Below are 22,218 nucleotides of genomic sequence, written 5' to 3' on the forward strand. Positions count from 1 at the left end.
ATGCAGGCTTTGTTGGGCAACTTCGCACTCATTCTGTTCGTGCTGATGCTGGTGACCGGCGTGATCTGGTTCGCCGACACCTTCTTCCTCTCCAAGCAGCGCCGCGCTCGCGCCGACGCCGCCCTGGCCGAGTTCGACGCCGCTGTCGCGCGCGACCAGGCGCAAGGCGTCAAGCGTGACGGTACCGTCGCCACCGCCCGTGCCGACCTGCAGGCGCGCCACCTGAAGCAGCCGGCCTGGATCGAATATTCCGGCAGCTTCTTCCCGGTAATCGCGCTGGTGTTCTGCCTGCGCTCCTTCCTGTATGAACCGTTCAAGATCCCGTCCAGCTCGATGGTGCCGACGCTGCTGGTGGGCGACCTGATCCTGGTGAACAAATTCACCTACGGTATCCGCCTGCCCATCATCAACAAGAAGATCATCGAAGTGAACCAGCCGCAGCGCGGCGACGTCATGGTCTTCAAGTACCCAAAGGACATGTCGGTGGACTACATCAAGCGCGTGGTGGGTGTGCCTGGTGATAAAATAGTCTATAAAAACAAGCGCTTAACGGTTAATGGTGAACAAATTTCTTACAAAGCGCTGCCGGATTATCTGGATGACGAAAATCTGACGTACTATAAGCAATGGCAGGAAAACCTGACCGGCGTGGAGCACAAGATTCTCACTGATGAGCGTGCTCCCAACTTCGTGCCCAATCCCGATGCCTTCCCGCATCATGAGCTGTGCACCTACAACGCCGAAGGTTTCGCCTGCACGGTGCCGCCGGGTGAATATTTCATGATGGGCGACAACCGGGACAACAGCCTCGACAGTCGCTACTGGGGCTTTGTGCCGGACCAGAACATCGTCGGCAAGGCCTTCTTTGTCTGGATGAACCTGGGCGATATCAAGCGGATCGGCAGCTTCCACTAAGAGCGCGCCGCATCCTGGTCCAGCAGCTTGCGCAGTTTCTGCAGTTTCCAATTGGCAACTTTGCATTGTGGAGGCAGACCCGGAGCAGTTTTCAGCTTTGCTTTGAACCGATCCCGCTGACTGGTCAGGCTGGTAATCCCCGATCCACGCGCCACTGCGCGTATCGGGGCGGCAGACTGAATGACGGATGAAAAAATGGATCCTCAACTCTTGCAACAACGGCTAGGCCACCCATTCAAGGATGCTTCGCTCCTGCAGCAGGCCTTGACCCACCGTAGCCATAGCGCCTTGCATAACGAGCGGCTGGAATTCCTCGGCGATTCGGTGCTGAACTGCGTGGTGGCCTCGCTGCTCTTCGAACGCTACGACAAGATCGACGAAGGCGACCTCTCGCGCCTGCGCGCCAACCTGGTCAAGCAGCAATCCCTGTATGAAATCGCCCAGCGGCTGGAGCTCTCGCAGTTCCTGCGCCTGGGTGAAGGCGAACTCAAATCCGGCGGCTTCCGCCGTCCCTCGATCCTGGCCGATACGCTGGAGGCGCTCTTTGGCGCGATCTTCCTGGATTCCGGTTTCGAGGCAGCGCGTGCGGTGATTCGCTCGCTCTATGTCCCGGTACTGGAACACGTCGATCCCAAGACCCTGGGCAAGGATGCCAAGACCCTGCTGCAGGAGTTTTTGCAGGGCAAGAAGATCCCGCTGCCGCAGTACAACGTCATCGCCACCCATGGTGCGGCCCACAGTCAGGAATTCGAGATCGAATGCCTGGTGCCCAAGCTGGACATCCAGGTCTTCGGCACCGGCGGCAGCCGCCGCGCTGGCGAGCAGGCCGCCGCCAAGCTGGCCCTGGAAGCGGTGCAGCTGGCACTGGCCAAGACCCCGTCTGCCGGCCGCAAGCCGCGTGCCCGCACCACCCAGCTGAAACTGGCCGGCATCGCCACCATCCAGCCGGACGCCCCCGAGCACGATGCGGGCAAGGGCAATCGTCCCGACGCCTCAACGGCCAATGGCAGCAAGCCTGCCAAGCCAGCCAAGGAGCTGAAGGAACCCAAGGAACAGAAGGGCGCGCCAGTTGCGGCGCGCAACGAAGGCAAGACCACCGGCGACCGCACTGAAACGGCCGCAGCAGAACCCATTTCGGCGGCTTCATCCGCCTCGCAATCCAGAACAGCATGACAGATTCCCCCATGGCCGACGACGCATCGGCGCAGACCCCCGAGAGCGATTACCGTTGCGGCTACATCGCCATCGTCGGTCGTCCCAACGTTGGCAAGTCGACCCTCATGAACGTGCTGGTCGGCGCCAAGGTCAGCATCACTTCGCGCAAGGCCCAGACCACGCGCCACCGCATCACCGGCATCCAGACCATCGAGAACACCCAGTATGTCTACGTCGACACGCCGGGTTTCCAGACGCGTCACAGCAATGCCCTGAACAAGACCCTGAACCGCACCGTCACCAATACCCTGACGGCGTCCGACGTGATCCTGTTCGTGATCGAAGCCGGTACCTTCGGCCCGGCCGACAAGCAGGTGCTTGATCTTCTGCCGGCCAACGTGCCCTGCATCCTGGTGTTGAACAAGGCCGACCGCAACAAGGACAAGACCACGCTCATGCCCTTCGCCCGCGAAGTGGCTTCGCACCATGATTTCGCCGCCGTGGTGCCGGTCTCGGCCAAGCAGCGCTTCCAGCTCGATCGCCTGCAGGAAGAAGTGCGCAAGCTGCTGCCGCAGAATCCGCCGATGTTCGACGAAGACGACATCACCGACCGCAGCGAGAAATTCCTGGCCTCCGAAATCGTGCGCGAGAAGGTGTTCCGCTTCGTCGGTGAAGAATTGCCCTATACCAGCACGGTCCTGATCGAAAAGTTCGAGCAGGAAGGCAACCTGCGCCGCATCTTCGCGGCCATCCTGGTCGAACGCGACACCCACAAGGCCATGGTGATCGGCCAGAAGGGCGCGCGCCTGAAGGAAATTTCCACACAGGCGCGCCTGGACATGGAGCGCCTCTTCGGTGGTCCGGTCTACCTGGAGATCTGGGTCAAGGTCAAATCGGGCTGGGCCGACAACGAAGCCGGCCTGCGCGCCTACGGCTACGAGTGAGCCCACGTGCGGCCTTCTGCGGGCTGCGCGCAATCCCTGCATAATCATGGCATTACGCCGCGCCCCAACGACGTGGCTTCACGCATTCAGGACGGATATCCATGACCACCATGCTCAACGAACCCCAGCTCGACGGCCAGGTAGCTGATCCGGCCGCGCCGGTCGCGCCCCAGGCACCGGCCAAGGCCCCGGCGCGCAAGCCGGCCGCGCCCCGTGCGCGCAGCCGCGCGGTGCCGGAGAAGGAGCACAAGGTCCTGGCGCAGCCGGGCTTCGTGCTGCACAGCTATCCCTACAAGGAAACCAGCCTGATCATCGACGTGTTCTCGCGCGATCACGGCCGTATCGCCTTGGTGGCCAAGGGGGCCAAGCGTCCGCATTCCAAACTGCGTGGAGCCTTGCAGACCTTCCAGCCGCTCTCGCTGTCGTGGAGCGGCAAGTCCGAAGTGCGCACGCTGACCGATGCCGAATGGGTAGGCGGTCTGCTGCCGCTGGAAAAATCAGCGCTGCTGTGCGGTTTCTACCTCAATGAATTGCTGGTCAAGCTGCTGGCGCGCGAAGATGCGCACCCGGCGCTGTTCGACCATTACGTGGCCACCCTCAACAAGCTGGCCCATGGCGAAAATGCTCCCATCGTGCTGCGCCAGTTCGAACGCATCCTGTTGAAGCAAACCGGCGTGGCCGGCAACTGGAGCCATTGTGTGGCCAGCGGCAAGACCGTGCAGCCCGATGGCATCTACGTCGTCGATCCGGAGCAGGGCACGCGTCCTGAACGCATTTCCGATCGCGCCCCCAAGGTCTCCGGCAAGACGCTGCTGGACATGGAACGCGAAGACTACAGCGACCCCACCACGCAATTGCAGAGCAAGTTCCTGATGCGCTACCTGCTGTCGCATCACCTGGGCGGTGCGCAGCTGAACACGCGTCAGATCCTGATCGACTTGATGCAACTGTGATGGCGCGGCGGCCCGCTTGCCGCCGGCCAGAACATGCTGCCACTTGATCCCGTCTGTTCCCGCGTGCGATCCCGAGCCGCTACAATCCAGAACTGGCTGCACGGTTCTTCACGTGCAGCTTTGAGCACATCCCGACATCATTCCAACGAAGCTTCCTGACACCATGAGTTTCCTGCAGCCTGCCGGCCCGGTCATCGACCTGGGCATCAACATCGATCACGTCGCCACCTTGCGCAATGCGCGCGGCACCCGTTATCCCGATCCCATCCGCGCCGCGCTGGAAGCCGAGGAAGCCGGTGCCGATGCGATCACCTTGCACCTGCGTGAAGACCGCCGCCACATCCGCGATGAAGACGTCAAGGCCATCCGCCCGCTGCTGCAGACGCGCATGAATCTGGAAGCCGCCGTCACCAAAGAAATGATCGATTTCGCCTGTGGCATCCAGCCGCAGGATGTCTGCCTGGTGCCGGAGAAGCGTACCGAAGTCACCACCGAAGGCGGCCTGGACGTGCGCGGCCATTTTGCCGACGTGCAGGCGGCGATCCGCCAGTTGCAGCAGGAGAGCATTCGCGTCTCTTTGTTCATTGATCCGGATGTCGAGCAGATCCAGGCCGCCGCAGAATCGGGCGCCCCCGTCATCGAGCTTCATACCGGCCGTTATGCCGATGCCACCAGCGAGCGTGAACAGCAGGAAGAGCTGGAGCGCATCCGCATCGCCGTGCAGGCTGGCGTCAAGCTCGGCCTGAAGGTCAATGCCGGCCACGGGCTGCATTACACCAACGTCCAGGCCATCGCCGCCATTCCCGAGATCGCTGAGCTGAACATCGGCCACGCCGTGGTTGCCCATGCGGTCTTTGCCGGCTGGCGCAATGCGGTCTCCGAGATGAAGGCCATCATGGTCAAGGCCCGCCTGAACGCCCTGAAGGCCAAGGCTTGAGGCGCGCCGCATGATTTACGGCATCGGTACCGACATCCTCCAGATCTCGCGCCTGGAGGCGACCCTGGGACGTCACGGCGACCGCTTCGCCGCCAAGATCCTGGGCCCGCAGGAAATGGAAAAATACCTGCGCCGCAAAGCCAAGGTGGAAGCGCGCGGCGTGCGCTTCCTGGCCACCCGCTTCGCCGCCAAGGAAGCCTTTTCCAAGGCCATCGGCATGGGCATGCGCATGCCCATGACCTGGCGTGCGATGCAGGTCCTCAACGCGCCCAGCGGCAAGCCGGTGGTGGTCTGCAGCGGCGCCTTGCAAGAATGGATGGAAGAGCAGGGTCTGAGCGCCCAGGTTTCCGTCACCGACGAAGTGGAATACGCCGTCGCCTTTGTCATCGTGGAGAAGTCATGAATCAAGCCGTCAAGCCGCTCGGTCCGGTGATGCTGGACGTGGTCGGCACCACGCTGGACGCCGCCGATATCGCGCGCCTCCAGCACCCGCTGACGGGCGGGGTCATCCTGTTTGCCCGCAACTATGAAAGCCGCGCACAGCTGCTTGCGCTGACCGCTGCCATTCGTCAGGCGCGTCCCGGCATCCTGATCGCCGTGGACCACGAAGGCGGCCGCGTGCAGCGTTTCCGCACCGATGGTTTTACGCGTCTGCCGGCCATGGGCCAGCTCGGCCAGCTCTGGGATCGCGACGTGCTGCAAGCCACCAAGGTGGCCACGGCCACCGGCTTCGTGCTGGCCGCCGAACTGCGCGCCTGTGGCATCGACCTGTCGTTCACCCCGGTGCTGGATCTGGATTACGGTGTCTCCAGCGTCATCGGCGACCGTTCCTTCCATCGCGATCCGCGCGTGGTCACGCTCATGGCCAAGAGCCTCAATCACGGCCTGGCGCTGGCAGGCATGGCCAATTGCGGCAAGCATTTCCCCGGCCATGGTTTCGTCACGGCCGACTCTCACGTGGCCATTCCGGTCGATGAACGCGGCCTCGATGAGATCCTCGGCGATGATGCCACCCCTTATGACTGGCTGGGCATGAGCCTGGCCGCCGTGATGCCGGCGCACGTCATCTACCCCAAGGTGGATGCGCAACCGGCCGGTTTCTCCAAGGTCTGGCTGTCGATGCTGCGCGAGCGCTTCGGCTTCCAGGGGGTGATCTTCAGTGACGACCTCAGCATGCACGGTGCCAGTGTCGCCGGTGGTCCGCTGCAAGCCGCACAGGCGGCGCTGGATGCGGGCTGCGATGTGGCGCTGATCTGCAACTCGCCGGACAAGGCCGATGCCATCCTCGCCGGTCTGCAGGGCGGCACCGACGCCGCCTCTGCCGCGCGCCGCGCGACCTTGCTGCCCTGTGGCGAGGCGCTGGCCTGGGATGCGCTGCAAGCCGATCCGCGCTACCTGGCCGCACGCGCGCTGCTGCAGTCGCTGTAAGTTTTTTGCTTTCGCTCATGTCCGAGATCCCAGTACCCCCGCTCCCCGACCCGCGTGAAGTCGTGCTGGAGACGGTTGCCCGGCTGCCGCACCTGCCGGGTGTCTATCGCTACTTCGACGCTGAAGACAACGTGCTCTACGTGGGCAAGGCGCGTGACCTCAAGAAGCGCGTTTCCAGCTATTTCCAGAAGACCCTGACCAGCCCGCGCATCGCCATGATGGTCGAGCGCATCGCGCGCCTGGAAACCACGGTCACCCGCAGCGAGGCCGAAGCGCTGCTGCTGGAAAACAATCTCATCAAGACGCTGCGTCCGCGCTTCAACATCCTCTTTCGCGACGACAAGTCCTATCCCTACCTGAAGATCACCGGCCACGCCTTTCCGCGCATGGCCTACTATCGCGGTGCGGTGGACAAGCGCAGCCAGTATTTCGGCCCGTTCCCCAATGCAGGGGCCGTGAAGGAATCGATTCAGATCCTGCAGAAGGTGTTCCTGCTGCGCACCTGCGAAGACACCGTCTTCACCAACCGCACGCGGCCCTGCCTGCTGCACCAGATCCACCGCTGCAGCGGTCCCTGCGTGAATCTGGTCAGCCGCGAGGATTACGCGCTCGACGTGGAGAATGCCTCCAAATTCCTGCGCGGCCGCCAGAGCGAAGTGATGGAAGCGCTGGAGCAGAAGATGCACGCCTTCGCCGCCGACCTGAAGTTCGAACAGGCCGCTGCCGTGCGCGACCAGATCGGTTCGCTCTCCAGCGTGCTGCACCAGCAGAGCATGGAGACGGTCAGCGATGCCGACATCGACATCATCGCCGTGACGGTGCAGGGCGGACGTGCCTGCGTGAATCTGGCGATGGTGCGCGGCGGCCGCCATCTCGGAGATCGCGCCTATTTCCCCACGCATGTGGATGATGCGATGGATACCGCCGAGGAGAGCATCGAGGTTGAAGTGCTCAAGGCCTTCCTGGCCCAGCACTACATCGACAAGTTCATTCCCGGCTCGGTCATCGTGGGTACCGAGTTCGATGATCCGGCGCTGATGATGGCCTTGATGGAGCAGTGCGGCCACCGCATCACGCTGACCTTCCAGCCGCAGGGCCAACGCCGCCAGTGGCTGGAAATGGCCGCCAAGGGGGCCGAGATCGCACTGGCGCGCCTGCTGTCCGAGCAGGGCTCGCAACAGGCCCGCACGCGTGCACTGGCTGAAGTGCTGGAGCTGGAACGTGAAGATCTGGACGAACTGCGCGCCGAATGCTTCGACATCAGCCACACGCAAGGTGAAGCCACGCAAGCCTCGTGCGTCGTGTTCCATCACCATGCGATGCAGAACGGTGAATATCGCCGCTACAACATCAACGACATCACGCCCGGCGATGACTATGCCGCCATGCGCCAGGTACTTACGCGCCGCTACGAAAAGGTGGCCAATGGCGAAGGCGTGATGCCGGATATCGTCCTCATCGACGGCGGCAAAGGCCAGGTCGAGATGGCGCGTCAGGTGCTGACCGAACTGGGTCTGGACATCAGTCTCATCGTCGGCGTAGCCAAGGGGGAAGGGCGCAAGGTCGGCCTGGAAACCCTGGTCTTCGCCGATGGCCGCGCCCCCAAGGAGCTGGGCAAGGAATCGGCTGCACTGATGCTGATCGCCCAGATCCGCGACGAAGCGCACCGCTTCGCCATCACCGGCATGCGCGCCAAGCGCGCCAAGGCACGCCAGACCTCGCGCCTGGAAGAGATAGAGGGCATCGGTGCCAAGCGCCGCCAGCGCCTGCTGGTGCGCTTCGGTGGCCTGCGCGGGGTGGTCGATGCCAGCGTGGATGACCTGGCTTCCGTGGAAGGCATCTCGCGCCAGCTGGCTGAAGAAATCTATCGCCAGTTGCATTGAGTTCTTCGCCTCTGCTGACCCGTTGCTGCGCGTGCCGACGTAAAGGCGGGCGCAGCAGGGGGCGACTCTGCTACTATTCGGTAAATTTTTTTTCGTGTACGCCGCTCCAACCCTCCAAGACGTATGCCTTTCAATATTCCGATTCTGCTGACCTGGTTGCGGGTGGCGCTCATTCCTCTGGTCGTCGGGGTCTACTACCTCCCTGAGATTGGCCTGAACCGCTACGAGCAAGGCATCGCCGCCACGGCCGTGTTCATCGTCGCGGCCGCCACCGACTGGTTCGATGGCTTCCTGGCGCGCCGCTGGAACCAGACCTCCGCCTTTGGCGCCTTCCTCGACCCGGTGGCCGACAAGCTCATGGTCACCGGCGCCTTGCTGGTGCTGGTGCATCTGGACCGCGTGCATCCGGTGATCGCCTTCATCATCATCGGCCGCGAGATCGCCATCTCGGCGCTGCGCGAATGGATGGCCCAGATCGGCGCCTCCAAGTCGGTGGCGGTCAGTTCGCTGGGCAAGATCAAGACCACCGCACAGATGATCGCCATCCCCATGCTGCTGTACTACGACAGCCTGTTCGGCTTCATCGATACGCGACTGTGGGGCAGCCTGCTGCTGCTGGTGGCAGCGGTGCTGACGGTATGGTCGATGCTGTACTACCTGCGCAGGGCGATGCCGATGATCAGGGAAGCCGATGCCGGGAACAGAAAAAAATAATTAAATAATTAAGATCGATAGTTGACAAATACCAACGCTGCCTTATAATAGCGTTCTGTTTTCGATGCGGGAGTAGCTCAGTTGGTAGAGCGATACCTTGCCAAGGTATAGGTCGAGAGTTCGAGACTCTTCTCCCGCTCCAAGTTACTTGGAAAAAAGGAAGCCTGAACAAGCTTCCTTTTTTTATTGTGATAGGTGAGCGAGCATTGAAAGTTTGGCTGCGGCGCAAGTCGAAAAAAGTCAAAAAAGATGTTTGCAAACAACACGTGTTTTAGGTAGTATGCGTGTCCCCAAGGCGGGGTAGCAAAGTGGTTATGCAGCGGCCTGCAAAGCCGTCTACGCCGGTTCGATCCCGACCCCCGCCTCCAAAACGCTCCATGCGGGAGTAGCTCAGTTGGTAGAGCGATACCTTGCCAAGGTATAGGTCGAGAGTTCGAGACTCTTCTCCCGCTCCAGATTCAAGGCAGGCAGCTTCGGCTTCCTGTGGCAGTAAAGTGGTGGTTCCCATGCGGGAGTAGCTCAGTTGGTAGAGCGATACCTTGCCAAGGTATAGGTCGAGAGTTCGAGACTCTTCTCCCGCTCCAGTTTCAAACCAGGCAGCTTCGGCAGCCTGTGGCAGTAGATGTAAAAGTCCCATGCGGGAGTAGCTCAGTTGGTAGAGCGATACCTTGCCAAGGTATAGGTCGAGAGTTCGAGACTCTTCTCCCGCTCCAAATTGAAAGAGGAAGCCTTCGGGCTTCCTCTTTTCATTTCTGCGCCGCATTTCCTGCTTTTCCTGCAGGCAAGCCGGCCATTCCTCCCGTCTGCTGCATATTGTTTACGCGCCTGTTTTTAGTCTCACCGTGCCGCCGTTTCGGCCCAGGCGGGACGATGCGTCTCTCCTGGCGCGGCCAGCGTGGTATTTCGGTATACGCAGCATTGGCAAAAATCAAAAATGTCGGCTATAGGCGATTGCCTGATTGCCACGGCCATGTTTCCCCACTACATTGCTGAGTCAGGCTTTTCGCCTGTCACCATCATTTGCATCCGGGGGAGGGGGCATGGACAATTTTCAGAAAGAGATTGACGAAAGAACCAATCTCACCGCATCCAACAAGTTCGAGCTGCTGTTGTTCCGTCTGGGGGCGGATCCACATGGCGAGCGCTCCGAGCTGTTTGGCATCAACGTCTTCAAGATCCGCGAAATCGTGCCCATGCCGCCTGTGACCAAGGCGGCCGGTACGCAATCGCCGATGCTGGGCATGGTCAACATCCGCGGCCAGATCATTTCGGTGATCGACTTGCCGGCCGTGGTGGGCTGTGTGCCCAAGACCGGCCTCAACATCCTGCTGGTCACCGAATACGCGCGCAGCACGCAGGCCTTTGCGGTCGAGTCGGTGGACGAGATCGTGCGCCTGGAATGGAGCCAGGTCCTGTCGGCGGAAACCAGCAGTGGTGGCGCATTCGTCACCAGCATCGCGCGCCTCGACCAGGACAAGGACACCAGCCGCCTGGCCCAGGTGCTGGACGTGGAGCAGATCCTGCACGAGATCATGCCCAGCGACCGCAACATGAAAATGGAAAACCTGGAAAAGAGCGCCGGCCATGGCATGCGCCCCGGTGCGGTGGCCATTGCCGCCGACGATTCCAAGGTGGCCCGTTCGCTCATCGAGCAGGGCTTGCGCGCCATGGAGATTCCCTTCGAGATGCATGTCACCGGCAAGGATGCCTGGGACAAGATCCAGAAACTGGCCAAGGAAGCACGCGCCGAGGGCAAGCCGATTTCCGACAAGATCTCCTTCGTGCTGACCGACCTCGAAATGCCGGAAATGGATGGTTTTACGCTCACCCGCAACATCAAGCGCGAGGATTTCCTGAAGAACATCCCGGTCATCATCCACTCCTCGCTGTCCGGCTCGGCCAACGAGGACCACGTCAAGAGCGTGGGCGGGGATGCCTACGTTGCCAAGTTCGAAGCCAATGAACTGGCCTCGACCATCTTCGGCGTGCTCGACCGCGCTGCAGCCAAGGCCTGAGGTACTACACACGCTGCACGCATCATCAAGGGAGCCTCCGGGCTCCCTTTCTTTTTGTTCTCGCCGTTATCTGTCCTGCCGCAGCCAGCGGCGATCTCGTATACTGGCGCTCCCTTGATCCTGCCGCAGTCAGCGGCGCAGAGCCTTTCCTCATGCAGATTCCCGCCATTGCCTCCCCGTTCGATGCCAGCCTGGCCGCCCGGCTGGAAGCGCGCATCAATGACAAGACCAAGCCTCTCGGCAGCCTGGGTGCACTGGAACGCCTGGCGCGCCAGATCGGCCTGATCCAGGGCAGCGACCATCCGGTGCTGCGCCAGAGTGCCATCGTGGTCTGTGCCGGGGACCATGGCGTCACTGCCGAGGGCGTCTCGGCCTACCCGCAAAGCGTGACCTGGCAGATGGTGGAGAACTTCCTGGCCGGAGGTGCCGCGATCAACATCTTCGCGCGCCAGAATGAATGTGCGCTGTATATCGTCGATACCGGCGTCAATCACGATTTCGGCCCGCGCGATGGCCTGCTGGACCGCAAGATCGCCCCCGGTACCGCCAACTTCTGCCAAGGCCCGGCGATGACGGCGCAGCAATGCCAGGCTGCGCTGCAGGCCGGGTTCCAGTTCGCTGAATCGTTGCAGGCCGATGTACTGGGCTTTGGTGAAATGGGGATCGGCAATACCACTGCCGCCGCCGCATTGATGGCCGCCTTTACGGGCGTGCCGGTGCAAGAGTGCGTCGGGGCCGGCACCGGCCTCGATGCCCAAGGCGTCGCCCGCAAGGCCGATGCGGTGACGCGTGCGCTGCGCCTGCATGCGCAAGCGAGCGCACCGTTGGAGCGACTGGCGGCCCTGGGCGGCTTCGAGATCGCCTTCATGACGGGGGCCATGCTCGGTGCGGCACAGCGCCGCAAGGTAATACTGATCGATGGCTTCATCGTCACCTCGGCGCTGCTGGTGGCAGCCGCCTTGCAGCCGGCCGTGCTGGAGTACTGCGTGTTCTCGCATTGCTCGGATGAGGCCGGCCATCGCCGCATGCTGCAGTACCTGGGTGCGACGCCCCTGATGCAGCTGGACCTGCGCCTGGGCGAGGGCACCGGTGCCGCACTGGCCTTGCCGCTGCTGCGTGCGGCGATCAATTTCCTGGAACGCATGGCGACCTTCTCCTCGGCCAGCGTCAGCGAAAAGCATGTCTGAAAAAGACTTCACATCACCGCCATCACCCCGCAGCGACGGTCCGCTGTACCAGCTGCGCCTGTTCTTCACGGCGCTGCAATTCTTCACACGGCTTCCTATCCCGCGCTGGGTGGGCTTCCAGCCGCACTGGCTGCAACATGCCACGCGCTATTTCCCGCTGGTCGGCTGGATAGTGGCCTGGGCCTGCGCCCTGGTCTACCTGCTGGCCGTGCAGTTCTGGCCGCAGATGGTGGCGGTGCTGCTGTCCACTGCAGTCGGGATCTGGCTCACCGGCGCCTTTCATGAGGATGGTTTTGCCGATGTCTGCGATGGCCTCGGTGGCGCAGTCAGCCGAGAACGTGCGCTGGAGATCATGCGGGATTCGCGCCTGGGCAGTTATGGCGTGATCGGTATCGTCGCGCTGTTGCTGACCAAACTGGCGGCCTTGCAGGCGCTGCTGCCGTTGCAGGTGCTGGCCGTGCTGGGGATGGCGCATCCGCTGTCGCGCTGGCTGGCCACTTGTCTCATCTGGCGCATGGAATACGTGCGCGAAGAGGGCAAGGCCAAGCCGCTGGCGCAGCAGATGGGGCAGGGCGAATTCCTGCTGGCGACCTTGTTTGCGGTGCTGCCGGTGATCGGGGTGATCGCGCTGGGCATGATGTCCTGGCAGCGCATTGCCGCCGGCGTGGTGCTGGCAGCCGTGGCGACGCTCTGGCTGGCCGCGCGGTTCCGGCGTCGCCTCGGCGGCTATACCGGGGATTGCCTCGGTGCGGTCCAGCAGTTGAGCGAGACCGCCTTTTATCTCGGTGCGCTTGCCTCGCTGCCGTCCTGGTGGAATCCCTGAGCCATGCTGTTGCAGTTGATTCGCCATCCCCAGCCGCTGGTGGACAAGAGCACCTGTTACGGACGCAGCGATATCGCGGTCGCGCCCGAGATGCTGGCGCAGAGCGTGGCGCAACTATTGCCCCAGTTGCAGGCGCTGCCGCCTGATTGGCCGCTGGTGAGCAGTCCGCTGCAGCGCTGCGCGCAGCTGGCGCAGTCCCTTGCGCAGGCCATGCATCGACCCGCACCGGACGTGGATCCGCGGCTGCAGGAAATGGATTTCGGAAAGTGGGAGCTGCGCCCCTGGGATGACATCCCCTGGGCCGAGGTCGAGGCCTGGAATGCCGATCTTGTGCATTACGCACCCGGCGGCGGCGAGACATTGACCGAGGTGGCAAGCCGCATGTGGCAAGCCTTCAACGACCTGCTGGCCACGCCCGCCGAAGGCGTCATCGTGATTTGTCATGCCGGTACCATCCGCATGCTGCACGCCTGCGCCGCATGGCGTGCAGGGCAGGGGGAGACTGCCCGGCCCGATGCCGCAGCCCTCAGTGACATCGCCCTGCGTGCCGCAGCCCATCGCGCCGAGATCCCCCATGCCCGCCTGCTCGCACTGGACGTCTCCGTCAGTCCGAAGCGCTAGCCTGCCCCGCGCGACTCCACCGCAAATTTGATCAGTTCAGCCTGGCCATCGATATTGAGCTTGCGCTTGATGTTGAGCCGATGGGTTTCCACCGTGCGTACGCTCAGGTCCAGTTCGCGGGCAATCTGCTTGTTGGATTCGCCATTGGCGATGTGCTGCAGCACTTCGCGTTCACGCTGCGTGAGCAACTCGCGCACCGGCAGCGGCTGGGTCAGCTGGCGCGCCAGTGCGGCGCTGTAGTAGATCCCGCCCGAACGCACCGTTTCGATGGCATGCACGATGTCCTGGCTGGGTGCGTCCTTGAGCACATAGCCGCGCGCACCGGCCTGGATCGATTGCATCACGTATTCGGCCTTGTCATGCATGCTCAGGATCAGCACCGCAATCTCCGGATGCAGCGCATGAAAGCGCGCCGTCAGCTCGATGCCGTTGATGCCGCGCATGTTGATGTCCATCAGCGTGAGATCGATTGGATGGCGGGCAGCGGCGGCCAATGCTTCCTCCGCATTGCCGGCCTCGGCCACCACTTCCAGTCCGGGCACGGTTTCCAGTCGTGCGCGCAAGCCGTCGCGCACCAGCGGATGATCGTCGATGAGCATGATGCGCGTCGTGGCAGGGGCGATGGGCGGGGCGGTATCAGACATGGGGTGAAGGCAAAAGAGAAGAGCGGGGAATGATGGCGCTGATGCTGGTGCCGGCAGCCGACGAATCGATGCCCAGTTCGCCACCTACGGCTTCCATGCGCTCGCGCATGTTGCGCAGGCCGATACCATGGCGCGAATGATCGTCGACTTGGCCGGGATCGAAGCCGCTGCCGTTGTCCTGCACCTGCAGCATCAGCAGGTTGTGGCCGTCATAGAGACGCATGCTGATCTGGCTGGCGTTGGCATGACGCGCGATGTTGGTCAGCGCTTCTTGCGCCACGCGGAACAGCACGGTGTTGACCACGTCCGGGAGCGCAGCGCCGTCCTCACGCTGGCGCTCGTGCTCGAAGACGATCTGTGTCTGCGGGCTGCTTTCGCGCCACTCACCGCACAGGTGTTCCAGTGCCGCCGCCAGTCCGAGATCATCGAGGATGGCCGGCCGCAAATCATGCGAGATGCGGCGCACTTCGGCCAGCACGCCGTTGATCTGGGTGGCGGTCTTTTCAAAGCCGGCGCGGGCTGCCGCCGCCTGTTCGGGCGTGCCGCGCAGGCGTTCCAGCGCGGCTTCGATCTGCAGTTTGATGGAGACCAGCCACTGGCTGATACCGTCGTGCAGGTCGCGCGAGAGGCGCGCGCGTTCTTCTTCCTGCGAACGCACCACGCGCTGGGCCAGCTGGCGCAGCTTGGCATCGGCCACGCGATGCTCGCTCAGGTTCAGCAGCAGGCCGGCCAGTCCCACCGCCAGCGCGCTGGACAACGCGATGATCGCAATCAACAGCATGGTCTGATGCAGGTAGCCGGAATTCTGGTGATCGACCTGGGCCAGTGCCGCTTCCACATCATCCAGATAGATGCCGGTACCGATCACCCAGCCCCAGCGCGGCAGGGCGATCACGTAGCCCAATTTGGGTGCCACCGTCTTGCTGGAAGGCTTGCGCCACAGATAGCGTTCGAAACCACCACCCTGATGGGCGCGTTCGATCAGATGCCGGATGGTCGGGCTGCCGGAGTCATCGCGCCAGTCCCACATCTCGCGTCCCACCAGTTCCGGCTGGCGCGGATGCATGATGCTGCGGCCCTGGTCGTCGTAGACGAAGAAATAGCCATCGTCGCCGAAGGCCAGGTCGGAGAGGATGCGCCGGGCTTCTTCCTTGATGGCGTCATCGGTGCGTCCGGTGTCGTAGAGATGGGCCAGCGCATGCTGGGCCAGATCCACATAGTGGCGCAGCTCGGTATTCTTGCTGGCCAGGTAGGCGGCCTCGATGGTGGAACGCTGCTGGCGCGCCAGTTCCACCGCCTGGTAACGCACCACCAGCGCGATGGCCGCAAAGGCCAGGCACAGCGGGACGATGGCGAGGAAGATGATTTTCTGGCGCAGTTTCATGCCCGCGATTCTACCCAAAGCCTCTGGGTGCCCGCGTAAATCTTCATATCGTTTTCCCGCCGCTTATCACCCCGAAAGAAAATCCTTTCACCCTGCGTAATTCTACGTAGCGGCTCTGCGTAGTGCTGCGCTTGTGGGGCAGGAGGGGCATGCCGATACTGGCGGGCATCCTGCGCAGTGCGTCCGTTCAATCGGTTTCATTCACGTGGACCCGGACGGGAACGCACTGACGACAACAAGATTTCCCACAACAATTCATATCCGCAAGGAGGAGAACAATGAACCGCTTGGTTTCCAGACTGGGCTGGCTGGCTGTCGCCCTGGGCGGCGCCGGGGCCTGCGCCTACGTCGCATTGCAGCGCGGCGAATCGATCAATGCCGTCTGGCTGGTCGTGGCCTCGGTGTGCGTCTACCTGATCGCCTATCGCTTCTACAGCAAATTCATCGCCGAGCGCGTGCTGGGCCTGGATGGCGCACGCATGACGCCGGCCTACAAGTTCAACGATGGCCTGGACTACGTGCCCACCAACAAGTACGTGCTGTTCGGCCACCACTTCGCCGCCATCGCCGGCGCCGGTCCGCTGGTGGGCCCGGTGCTGGCCGCGCAGATGGGTTATCTGCCGGGCATGCTGTGGATCCTGGCCGGCGTGGTCTTTGCCGGTGCCGTGCAGGACTTCATGGTGCTGTTCATCTCCACCCGCCGCGACGGCCGCTCGCTGGGCGACCTGATCAAGTCCGAGCTGGGCCAGGTGCCGGGCGTGATTGCGCTCTTCGGCGCCTTCATGATCATGGTCATCATCCTGGCGGTGCTGGCGCTGATCGTGGTCAAGGCCCTGGCCGAGTCGCCGTGGGGCACCTTCACCGTGGCCGCGACCATTCCCATTGCACTCTTCATGGGCGTGTATTCACGCTACATCCGTCCGGGCCGCATCGGTGAAGTCTCGTGGATCGGCTTCGTGCTGCTGATGCTGGCCATCGTCGGTGGCCAGTATGTGCAGGAACATGCCGTGCTGGGACAGATGTTCACCTTCAACGGCAAGCAGCTGACCTGGATGCTGATCGGCTACGGCTTTGTCGCCTCGGTGCTGCCCGTGTGGCTGCTGCTGGCACCGCGCGATTACCTGTCCACCTTCCTGAAGATCGGCACCATCGTGGCGCTGGCGCTGGGCATCATCTTCATCGCCCCGCACCTGAAGATGCATGCGGTGACCCGCTTCATCGACGGCAGTGGTCCGGTGTGGTCGGGTTCGCTGTTCCCGTTCCTGTTCATCACCATCGCCTGCGGTGCGGTCTCGGGCTTCCATGCGCTGATTTCGTCTGGCACTACCCCCAAGCTGCTGGAAAACGAGAAGCACGCCCGCTTCATCGGCTATGGCGCGATGCTGATGGAATCCTTCGTGGCCATCATGGCGCTGATCGCGGCGTCCTGCATCGAGCCGGGCATCTACTTCGCCATGAACAGTCCCGCTGCGCTGATTGGCACCACGCCCGAGAACGTGGCCCAGGTGATCTCGCAATGGGGCTTCCACATCACCCCCGAGATGCTGACCCACACCGCCCAGGCCGTGGGTGAACACACCATCATCTCGCGCGCCGGCGGCGCGCCTACACTGGCCGTGGGCATGGCCCAGATTCTCTCCGGTGTGACGGGGGAAGCCATGATGGCCTTCTGGTACCACTTCGCCATCCTGTTCGAAGCGCTGTTCATCCTCACTGCCGTGGATGCCGGTACCCGTGCCGGCCGCTTCATGCTGCAAGATCTGCTGGGCGCGTTCATCCCGCCGATGAAGCGTACCGACTCGTGGGCCGCCAGTCTGATCGCCACCGGCCTGTGCGTGACCGGCTGGGGTTACTTCCTGTACCAGGGCGTGGTCGATCCGCTGGGTGGCATCAATACCCTGTGGCCGCTGTTCGGCATCTCCAACCAGATGCTGGCCGGTATTGCCCTGATCCTGGCGACCTGCGTGCTGTTCAAGATGAAGCGCGACCGCTTCGCCTGGGTCACCGTGGTGCCTACTACCTGGCTGCTGATCTGCACCCTGACCGCCGGCTGGCAGAAGGTGTTCGATGCCAATCCGCGCGTGGGCTTCCTGGCGCATGCGCAGAAGTACCAGGCAGCGCTGGATGAAGGCAAGCTGCTGGCCCCGGCCAAGTCCATCGAGCAAATGCGCCAGGTGATTTTCAACGACTACGTCGATGCCGGCCTGGCCGCGATGTTCATGCTGGTGGTGGTGAGCGTGCTGGTGTTCGGCATCCGTACCGTGCTCAAGGCGCGTGCGGCGCACCAGCCCAGCGTCAAGGAATCGGCCTACGAAGCGTTGCCCGCCAGTGCCGTAGCCCCGCAATGAAGCTTTTTGCATCAAGGAGAACAGCATGAGCAAACCTGGCGCCCTGGCGCAACTGATGGCCTGGCGGCGCCAGGTCGGCCGCACGCTGAACCTGATGGTGGGCATGCCCGAATACGACACCTATGTGGCGCACATGAAAGCGGCTCACCCGGATCACTGCGTGATGACCTATGAAGAGTTCTTCCGCGAGCGGCAGGAAGCGCGCTATGGCGGCAAGGGGCGGGTGGGGCGGTGCTGTTGAAATACGCCTTTTTCCCGCTGGCCAGAAGTGCAATAGAGGCCAATGAGAAAGAGATCTTCGGGTCTCTTTTTTTTATGGCGTTTCCATGATGCAGGTTATTTCTTATCAGGAATTCCCTCATACGAAGGATGTTGCTTTTGACTTATCATTTTTGAACGCATGGCAATACGTCAGCATTCTTCAGTTTTTTGATGTTCAAGGTGATTCAAGATGGCAAGCAACGATAGCGGCAAGACCCTTCTCATTGTCGACGACAGCAAGGTCTCGCGCATGGTGATCAAGGCCAACGTGCTGGCCGTCCACCCGGACTGGCAAGTGATGGAAGCCGGCACCGGCGAAGAGGCCATTGCCCTGGTCGGGCAATCCGTGCCCGACTACTGCACGATGGACATCAACATGCCCGGCATGCTGGGCACCGATGCCGCCGCGCAGATTCTGCAGGCGCATCCGTCGGTACGCATCGCCATCTTCTCGGCCAACATCCAGGAAGCCGTGCAGACCCGTGCCCAGCAACTGGGGGCGCTGTTCGTCGCCAAGCCGGTCACGGAAAAATCGATCGGCCAGGCCCTGCTGCATTTCCGGGGCCCGCTGTGAGCATCCTCAACGAGATCGAACGCGACGCCCTCACTGAAATCTTCAACGTGGGTGCCGGACGAGCGGCGCAGAGCCTGTCCGAGATCGTGGGCGACGAAGTAAGACTGTCGGTGCCCTCGGTGGAAGTGCTGCGTTCGGGTGCCATTGACGAACAGGTGCTGCCGCGCACGCGCGGACGCTTTGCCACGGTGAGCCAGAATTTCGATGGCCCGTTCGATGCGGAAGCGGTGCTGCTGTTCACCGAGGATCGTGCGCTGTCCATCGTGCGCGACATGATGGGCTCGCAGATGAGCCTGGACGAGCTCGCCGAGTTCGAGCGCGAAGCCATGTGCGAATTGGGCAACATCATCCTCAATGCCTGCCTCTCGGCCATGGCCGACATGCTGGAAATCACCCTCAACAGTTCGCTCCCGCAGTATCTGGTGTCGTCGCCCGACGATATCTCGGCGCGGCTGGCGAGCGCGCAGGGCGATGAGAGCTATGTGCTGGTGCTGCACATCGACCTGGTGATCGAGAAGCATCAGACTGACGGCCATCTTATTTTCCTGCTCAGCTCCTCCTCGCTGCACGCGCTGGTGGAGCATGTGCAGCGTTACCTGGGCAAGATCGGTCTGGCATGAGCACCGCCGTGGTACCCCGCTTTCGCGCCGAGGACGTGCTCGACCAGCTGCATGGCGGGCTCATCATGCTGGACGCCGGACTGCACATTCTGCTCTGGAATGCTTGGGTGGCGCGCCACAGCCGCGTGCCCGCGGACCAGGCGCTGGACGCACGCTTCGAACACGTGTTTGACGAGCGCGTCTCGCCGGCGCTGCTGCGGGCCATCGACAACACGCTGGGCTACGGCTTGCCGGCCGTTCTCTCCAGCGCGCTGCACCGGGCACCGTTGCCGCTTTATCCGGATCATGGGGCAGCCCCGGCGGCAGGCCCGCTGGCCGCACCGGCCCGCATGGTGCAGTCGGTGGTGCTCACGCCCCTCGACAGCCCCGAGGGCGAGCGCCTGTGCCTGATCCAGATCAGCGATGCCAGCAACTCGGTACGCCGCGAGAAGATGCTGCAGTCGCATTCCGATGTGCTCAAGCGCCAGGTCGGCACCGATGGCCTCACCGGCATTCACAATCGCCGGCATTTCGATGAACATTACGCCCAGACCTTGCACCGCGTGGGACAGTCGGGCGGGACGCTGTCGCTGTTCATGGTCGACGTCGATTTCTTCAAGCAGTACAACGACCACTATGGCCATGGACCAGGCGACCAGGTCCTCAAGCGTGTGGCAGCGGCCCTGCAGGGGCAGTTGCAGCGGCCCGGTGATCTGCTGGCGCGCTATGGCGGTGAAGAATTCATCCTGCTGATGGAAGGCCTGTCGCCTGGTCAGGCCGCCGAGGTCGCCGAAGCCCTGCGCGAGACCGTGTACGGCCTCGCCGAGCCCCATGCCAAGTCACTGGTGGCGCACCGCGTGACCATCAGTGTCGGCGTGTGCACACGTGCAGTGCCGGAGGGGATGGATGGACGTCTGCTCATGTCGGCAGCCGACGCCGCGCTGTACCGCGCCAAGCTGGGCGGGCGCAACAAGGTGGTAGCGACCGACTGATTCGGCCTGTGGGCATGCCTTGTGGAAATTTCTTCACTTTTGTGTAAAACAAGGGCAATTTATAGGAAACCCTTGCTGAGCAAGCATGTCAGAAATGGTCAGTGTGCTTATCAACAGGCTTGTTCACAGTTTTTGTGGATAACTTGCCGGAGGGCTTGGTTTTCCGGGGGGAACAGGCGGGCAGGGCGGGCTGGCAATTTTGCGTATAATGCGCATCCGTTCATGCTGACAATGGCCTGACAAAAGGCCGCTGCCTGATCTTCGTGGCACACATGGTTTTTGTCCACTTTTTCGTTCACCAAGGGTTTGATGCGCCGACTGCTGCTCCTGCTGCTGACTCTGCTGATCCCGCTGCAATTGCTGGCAGCCACGGGAGAGGTACAGCTGCGTGAACAGTTGCGCGAGCAGTTGCAGGTCGCCGCGCCGATGCAGCTGCATGCGCATGCGCAGGACCCGGCGGCTGCGCATCATTGCGCGGTTTCTGCTGCGGTTTCTGCGGCCCTGCATCTACCTGCCGACCTTCTCGCATCGGGCAGCCTGTCCGGCGATGATCAACCCGCTGGCATCGATGACGATGACCAGCCCAGCGCCCAGGGCGAGCTGGAAGATCCGGCCTTGCCGCCGGCCATCGCCACGCCCGGACTGCACTGGTTTCCGTTTCCCCACGCCTTTCCGGCAAGCCTGAGCTGGTCGTCCTACCTGCGCGACCAGTTGCGTCCTCCTCCGTTGGCATAAGCCCCGCCACATGCGCACCTGCCGCGGGGCAGGGCGCAGGCGCGGTTGCCGCTTCGTGCGCCAGCGCGCTGCTCTGTACTGAACCCATCGTTTGACCCGCCGTGCCGCCGCGTGCGCACGGCACACTTTTGTCCATCAGGAAAAACCATGAAACGCATCGTTCTGTTCCTCGTCACCAACCTGGCCGTGATGCTGGTCTTGAGCTTCACCGCCAGCCTGCTCGGCGTGAACCGTTACCTCACTGCCAACGGCCTCAACTTCGGCATGCTGCTGGTGTTCTGCGGCCTGATGGGGTTTGGCGGCTCCTTCATTTCGCTGTTCATGTCCAAGACCATCGCCAAGTGGTCCACCGGGGCGCGCGTGATCGAGCAGCCGCAGAATTCCACCGAACTGTGGCTGTTGCAAACCGTCCAGACCCTGGCCACCCGTGCCCAGCTGCCCATGCCGGAAGTGGCGGTCTATGACGGCCCGCCCAACGCCTTTGCCACCGGTGCCAGCAAGAGCAATTCGCTGGTGGCGGTCTCCACCGGCCTGCTGCAAGGCATGACCAAGGAAGAAGTGGAAGCCGTGCTGGCCCACGAAGTGGCCCACATCGCCAACGGCGACATGGTCACGCTGACCCTGATCCAGGGCGTGGTCAATACCTTCGTGATGTTCTTCGCGCGCATCGTCGGCTACTTCGTCGACTCTTTCCTGCGCAGGAACAACGAAGAAAACAGCGGCCCCGGCATCGGCTACATGGTGACCGTGTTCGTCTGTGAAATCGTCTTCGGCATCCTGGCCAGCATCATCGTGATGTACTTCTCGCGCCAGCGCGAATACCGCGCCGACGCCGGTGCCGCAGCCCTGATGGGTTCCAAGGTGCCGATGATGAATGCGCTGCGTCGCCTGGGCGGCTTGCAGTCCGACGGCCTGCCGCAGAACCTGCAGGCTTCCGGCATCTCCGGCCGTGAATCCTGGCTGGGCCTGTTCTCCAGCCACCCGCCGCTGGAGTCGCGCATCGCCGCCCTGCAGGCCGCACGCTGATGCCCAGGTGGCGGGCCGTACCGCGCCAAGTGCGGCCCGCCATCGACGGCGCCTGCGTGGCTGTCATGCCCGCGTATTCA

Annotated in this window: 22 protein-coding genes and 5 tRNA genes; 25 read left to right on the plus strand and 2 right to left on the minus strand. The window is 62.6% G+C overall.

The features are described from left to right. From lepB to ACWFUC_RS15050, 18 genes are all read left to right on the plus strand, one after another. Complete coding sequence (lepB, locus tag ACWFUC_RS14965) at positions 1-915, plus strand: signal peptidase I (RefSeq protein ID WP_121039550.1); 915 nt, start codon at positions 1-3, stop codon at positions 913-915. Positions 916-1,110: 195 nt separating this feature from the next. After that, positions 1,111-2,088, plus strand: a complete 978-nt coding sequence (gene rnc / locus ACWFUC_RS14970) for a ribonuclease III (RefSeq protein ID WP_134222098.1) — start codon at positions 1,111-1,113, stop codon at positions 2,086-2,088. Next, positions 2,085-3,014, plus strand: coding sequence for a GTPase Era (gene era, locus ACWFUC_RS14975; RefSeq protein WP_088753666.1), 930 nt, complete (start codon positions 2,085-2,087; stop codon positions 3,012-3,014). Before rnc ends, era begins: the two co-directional genes overlap by 4 nt. Before the next feature lie 101 nt (positions 3,015-3,115). Beyond that, positions 3,116-3,967, plus strand: coding sequence for a DNA repair protein RecO (recO, locus tag ACWFUC_RS14980; RefSeq protein ID WP_343741197.1), 852 nt, complete (start codon positions 3,116-3,118; stop codon positions 3,965-3,967). Positions 3,968-4,130: 163 nt separating this feature from the next. Then, a complete protein-coding gene (gene pdxJ, locus ACWFUC_RS14985; RefSeq protein ID WP_489625316.1) occupies positions 4,131-4,904 on the plus strand; it encodes a pyridoxine 5'-phosphate synthase in 774 nt (257 codons plus the stop codon). Positions 4,905-4,914: 10 nt separating this feature from the next. Beyond that, a complete protein-coding gene (gene acpS / locus ACWFUC_RS14990; RefSeq protein ID WP_088753669.1) occupies positions 4,915-5,307 on the plus strand; it encodes a holo-ACP synthase in 393 nt (130 codons plus the stop codon). Further along, positions 5,304-6,332, plus strand: coding sequence for a beta-N-acetylhexosaminidase (gene nagZ, locus ACWFUC_RS14995; protein ID WP_489625317.1), 1,029 nt, complete (start codon positions 5,304-5,306; stop codon positions 6,330-6,332). Before acpS ends, nagZ begins: the two co-directional genes overlap by 4 nt. A gap of 17 nt (positions 6,333-6,349) precedes the next feature. After that, positions 6,350-8,215, plus strand: coding sequence for an excinuclease ABC subunit UvrC (uvrC, locus tag ACWFUC_RS15000; protein WP_489625318.1), 1,866 nt, complete (start codon positions 6,350-6,352; stop codon positions 8,213-8,215). A 123-nt stretch (positions 8,216-8,338) separates the two neighbouring features. Next, positions 8,339-8,929: a CDP-diacylglycerol--glycerol-3-phosphate 3-phosphatidyltransferase gene (gene pgsA, locus ACWFUC_RS15005; protein ID WP_039786370.1), complete on the plus strand. Its 591-nt coding sequence runs from the start codon at positions 8,339-8,341 to the stop codon at positions 8,927-8,929. 66 nt (positions 8,930-8,995) lie between these two features. Continuing rightward, positions 8,996-9,071: transfer RNA gene (locus ACWFUC_RS15010), tRNA-Gly, on the plus strand. Positions 9,072-9,223: 152 nt separating this feature from the next. After that, a tRNA-Cys gene (locus ACWFUC_RS15015) sits at positions 9,224-9,297 on the plus strand. Positions 9,298-9,308: 11 nt separating this feature from the next. Next, positions 9,309-9,384 (plus strand) — tRNA-Gly (locus ACWFUC_RS15020). 53 nt (positions 9,385-9,437) lie between these two features. After that, positions 9,438-9,513 (plus strand) — tRNA-Gly (locus tag ACWFUC_RS15025). Between the two features lie 53 nt (positions 9,514-9,566). Further along, a tRNA-Gly gene (locus ACWFUC_RS15030) sits at positions 9,567-9,642 on the plus strand. Between the two features lie 327 nt (positions 9,643-9,969). Then, positions 9,970-10,944 carry a chemotaxis protein gene (locus ACWFUC_RS15035; protein ID WP_121039568.1) on the plus strand — a complete coding sequence of 325 codons (975 nt, stop codon included), beginning with the start codon at positions 9,970-9,972 and terminating at the stop codon, positions 10,942-10,944. 152 nt (positions 10,945-11,096) lie between these two features. Continuing rightward, positions 11,097-12,131, plus strand: coding sequence for a nicotinate-nucleotide--dimethylbenzimidazole phosphoribosyltransferase (gene cobT / locus ACWFUC_RS15040; RefSeq protein WP_489625319.1), 1,035 nt, complete (start codon positions 11,097-11,099; stop codon positions 12,129-12,131). Further along, on the plus strand, positions 12,124-12,954 hold the full coding sequence (locus tag ACWFUC_RS15045) for an adenosylcobinamide-GDP ribazoletransferase (RefSeq protein ID WP_489625320.1): 831 nt from the start codon (positions 12,124-12,126) through the stop codon (positions 12,952-12,954). The genes cobT and ACWFUC_RS15045 overlap by 8 nt, the downstream gene beginning before the upstream one ends. 3 nt (positions 12,955-12,957) lie before the next feature. Next, positions 12,958-13,575 carry a histidine phosphatase family protein gene (locus tag ACWFUC_RS15050; protein ID WP_489625321.1) on the plus strand — a complete coding sequence of 206 codons (618 nt, stop codon included), beginning with the start codon at positions 12,958-12,960 and terminating at the stop codon, positions 13,573-13,575. Here the strand turns inward: ACWFUC_RS15050 and ACWFUC_RS15055 are convergent. Then, positions 13,572-14,219, minus strand: a complete 648-nt coding sequence (locus ACWFUC_RS15055) for a response regulator (protein ID WP_034334115.1) — start codon at positions 14,217-14,219, stop codon at positions 13,572-13,574. The genes ACWFUC_RS15050 and ACWFUC_RS15055 overlap by 4 nt on opposite strands. Continuing rightward, a complete protein-coding gene (locus tag ACWFUC_RS15060) occupies positions 14,212-15,603 on the minus strand; it encodes a cache domain-containing protein (RefSeq protein WP_121039580.1) in 1,392 nt (463 codons plus the stop codon). The genes ACWFUC_RS15055 and ACWFUC_RS15060 overlap by 8 nt, the downstream gene beginning before the upstream one ends. A gap of 278 nt (positions 15,604-15,881) precedes the next feature. Between ACWFUC_RS15060 and ACWFUC_RS15065 the strand changes: the two genes are divergently transcribed. From ACWFUC_RS15065 to htpX, 7 genes are all read left to right on the plus strand, one after another. Next, on the plus strand, positions 15,882-17,951 hold the full coding sequence (locus ACWFUC_RS15065; protein WP_039786358.1) for a carbon starvation CstA family protein: 2,070 nt from the start codon (positions 15,882-15,884) through the stop codon (positions 17,949-17,951). Between the two features lie 55 nt (positions 17,952-18,006). Further along, positions 18,007-18,192: a YbdD/YjiX family protein gene (locus ACWFUC_RS15070; protein ID WP_034334124.1), complete on the plus strand. Its 186-nt coding sequence runs from the start codon at positions 18,007-18,009 to the stop codon at positions 18,190-18,192. 210 nt (positions 18,193-18,402) lie between these two features. Further along, positions 18,403-18,786: a response regulator gene (locus ACWFUC_RS15075; RefSeq protein WP_034334120.1), complete on the plus strand. Its 384-nt coding sequence runs from the start codon at positions 18,403-18,405 to the stop codon at positions 18,784-18,786. Continuing rightward, positions 18,783-19,406 (plus strand): chemotaxis protein CheC, encoded by a 624-nt coding sequence (locus ACWFUC_RS15080; protein WP_039786354.1) that lies wholly within the window; start codon positions 18,783-18,785, stop codon positions 19,404-19,406. The genes ACWFUC_RS15075 and ACWFUC_RS15080 overlap by 4 nt, the downstream gene beginning before the upstream one ends. Further along, positions 19,403-20,377, plus strand: coding sequence for a GGDEF domain-containing protein (locus tag ACWFUC_RS15085; RefSeq protein ID WP_489625324.1), 975 nt, complete (start codon positions 19,403-19,405; stop codon positions 20,375-20,377). Before ACWFUC_RS15080 ends, ACWFUC_RS15085 begins: the two co-directional genes overlap by 4 nt. 309 nt (positions 20,378-20,686) lie before the next feature. Further along, the gene (locus ACWFUC_RS15090; protein WP_489625325.1) at positions 20,687-21,112 is read left to right on the plus strand and encodes a hypothetical protein; all 426 of its coding nucleotides are present in this window, start codon (positions 20,687-20,689) and stop codon (positions 21,110-21,112) included. 147 nt (positions 21,113-21,259) lie between these two features. Then, the gene (htpX, locus tag ACWFUC_RS15095; protein WP_008328006.1) at positions 21,260-22,138 is read left to right on the plus strand and encodes a protease HtpX; all 879 of its coding nucleotides are present in this window, start codon (positions 21,260-21,262) and stop codon (positions 22,136-22,138) included. Positions 22,139-22,218 lie beyond the last annotated feature (80 nt).

The organism is Herbaspirillum sp. Her4 (genome assembly GCF_057961335.1).

Coding starts and splice junctions, on each gene's coding strand:
- lepB (WP_121039550.1), top strand. CDS start 1: ATGCAGGCTTTGTTGGGCAACTTCGCACTCATTCTGTTCGTGCTGATG.
- rnc (WP_134222098.1), top strand. CDS start 1,111: ATGGATCCTCAACTCTTGCAACAACGGCTAGGCCACCCATTCAAGGAT.
- era (WP_088753666.1), top strand. CDS start 2,085: ATGACAGATTCCCCCATGGCCGACGACGCATCGGCGCAGACCCCCGAG.
- recO (WP_343741197.1), top strand. CDS start 3,116: ATGACCACCATGCTCAACGAACCCCAGCTCGACGGCCAGGTAGCTGAT.
- pdxJ (WP_489625316.1), top strand. CDS start 4,131: ATGAGTTTCCTGCAGCCTGCCGGCCCGGTCATCGACCTGGGCATCAAC.
- acpS (WP_088753669.1), top strand. CDS start 4,915: ATGATTTACGGCATCGGTACCGACATCCTCCAGATCTCGCGCCTGGAG.
- nagZ (WP_489625317.1), top strand. CDS start 5,304: ATGAATCAAGCCGTCAAGCCGCTCGGTCCGGTGATGCTGGACGTGGTC.
- uvrC (WP_489625318.1), top strand. CDS start 6,350: ATGTCCGAGATCCCAGTACCCCCGCTCCCCGACCCGCGTGAAGTCGTG.
- pgsA (WP_039786370.1), top strand. CDS start 8,339: ATGCCTTTCAATATTCCGATTCTGCTGACCTGGTTGCGGGTGGCGCTC.
- ACWFUC_RS15035 (WP_121039568.1), top strand. CDS start 9,970: ATGGACAATTTTCAGAAAGAGATTGACGAAAGAACCAATCTCACCGCA.
- cobT (WP_489625319.1), top strand. CDS start 11,097: ATGCAGATTCCCGCCATTGCCTCCCCGTTCGATGCCAGCCTGGCCGCC.
- ACWFUC_RS15045 (WP_489625320.1), top strand. CDS start 12,124: ATGTCTGAAAAAGACTTCACATCACCGCCATCACCCCGCAGCGACGGT.
- ACWFUC_RS15050 (WP_489625321.1), top strand. CDS start 12,958: ATGCTGTTGCAGTTGATTCGCCATCCCCAGCCGCTGGTGGACAAGAGC.
- ACWFUC_RS15055 (WP_034334115.1), bottom strand. CDS start 14,219: ATGTCTGATACCGCCCCGCCCATCGCCCCTGCCACGACGCGCATCATG.
- ACWFUC_RS15060 (WP_121039580.1), bottom strand. CDS start 15,603: ATGAAACTGCGCCAGAAAATCATCTTCCTCGCCATCGTCCCGCTGTGC.
- ACWFUC_RS15065 (WP_039786358.1), top strand. CDS start 15,882: ATGAACCGCTTGGTTTCCAGACTGGGCTGGCTGGCTGTCGCCCTGGGC.
- ACWFUC_RS15070 (WP_034334124.1), top strand. CDS start 18,007: ATGGCCTGGCGGCGCCAGGTCGGCCGCACGCTGAACCTGATGGTGGGC.
- ACWFUC_RS15075 (WP_034334120.1), top strand. CDS start 18,403: ATGGCAAGCAACGATAGCGGCAAGACCCTTCTCATTGTCGACGACAGC.
- ACWFUC_RS15085 (WP_489625324.1), top strand. CDS start 19,403: ATGAGCACCGCCGTGGTACCCCGCTTTCGCGCCGAGGACGTGCTCGAC.
- ACWFUC_RS15090 (WP_489625325.1), top strand. CDS start 20,687: ATGCGCCGACTGCTGCTCCTGCTGCTGACTCTGCTGATCCCGCTGCAA.
- htpX (WP_008328006.1), top strand. CDS start 21,260: ATGAAACGCATCGTTCTGTTCCTCGTCACCAACCTGGCCGTGATGCTG.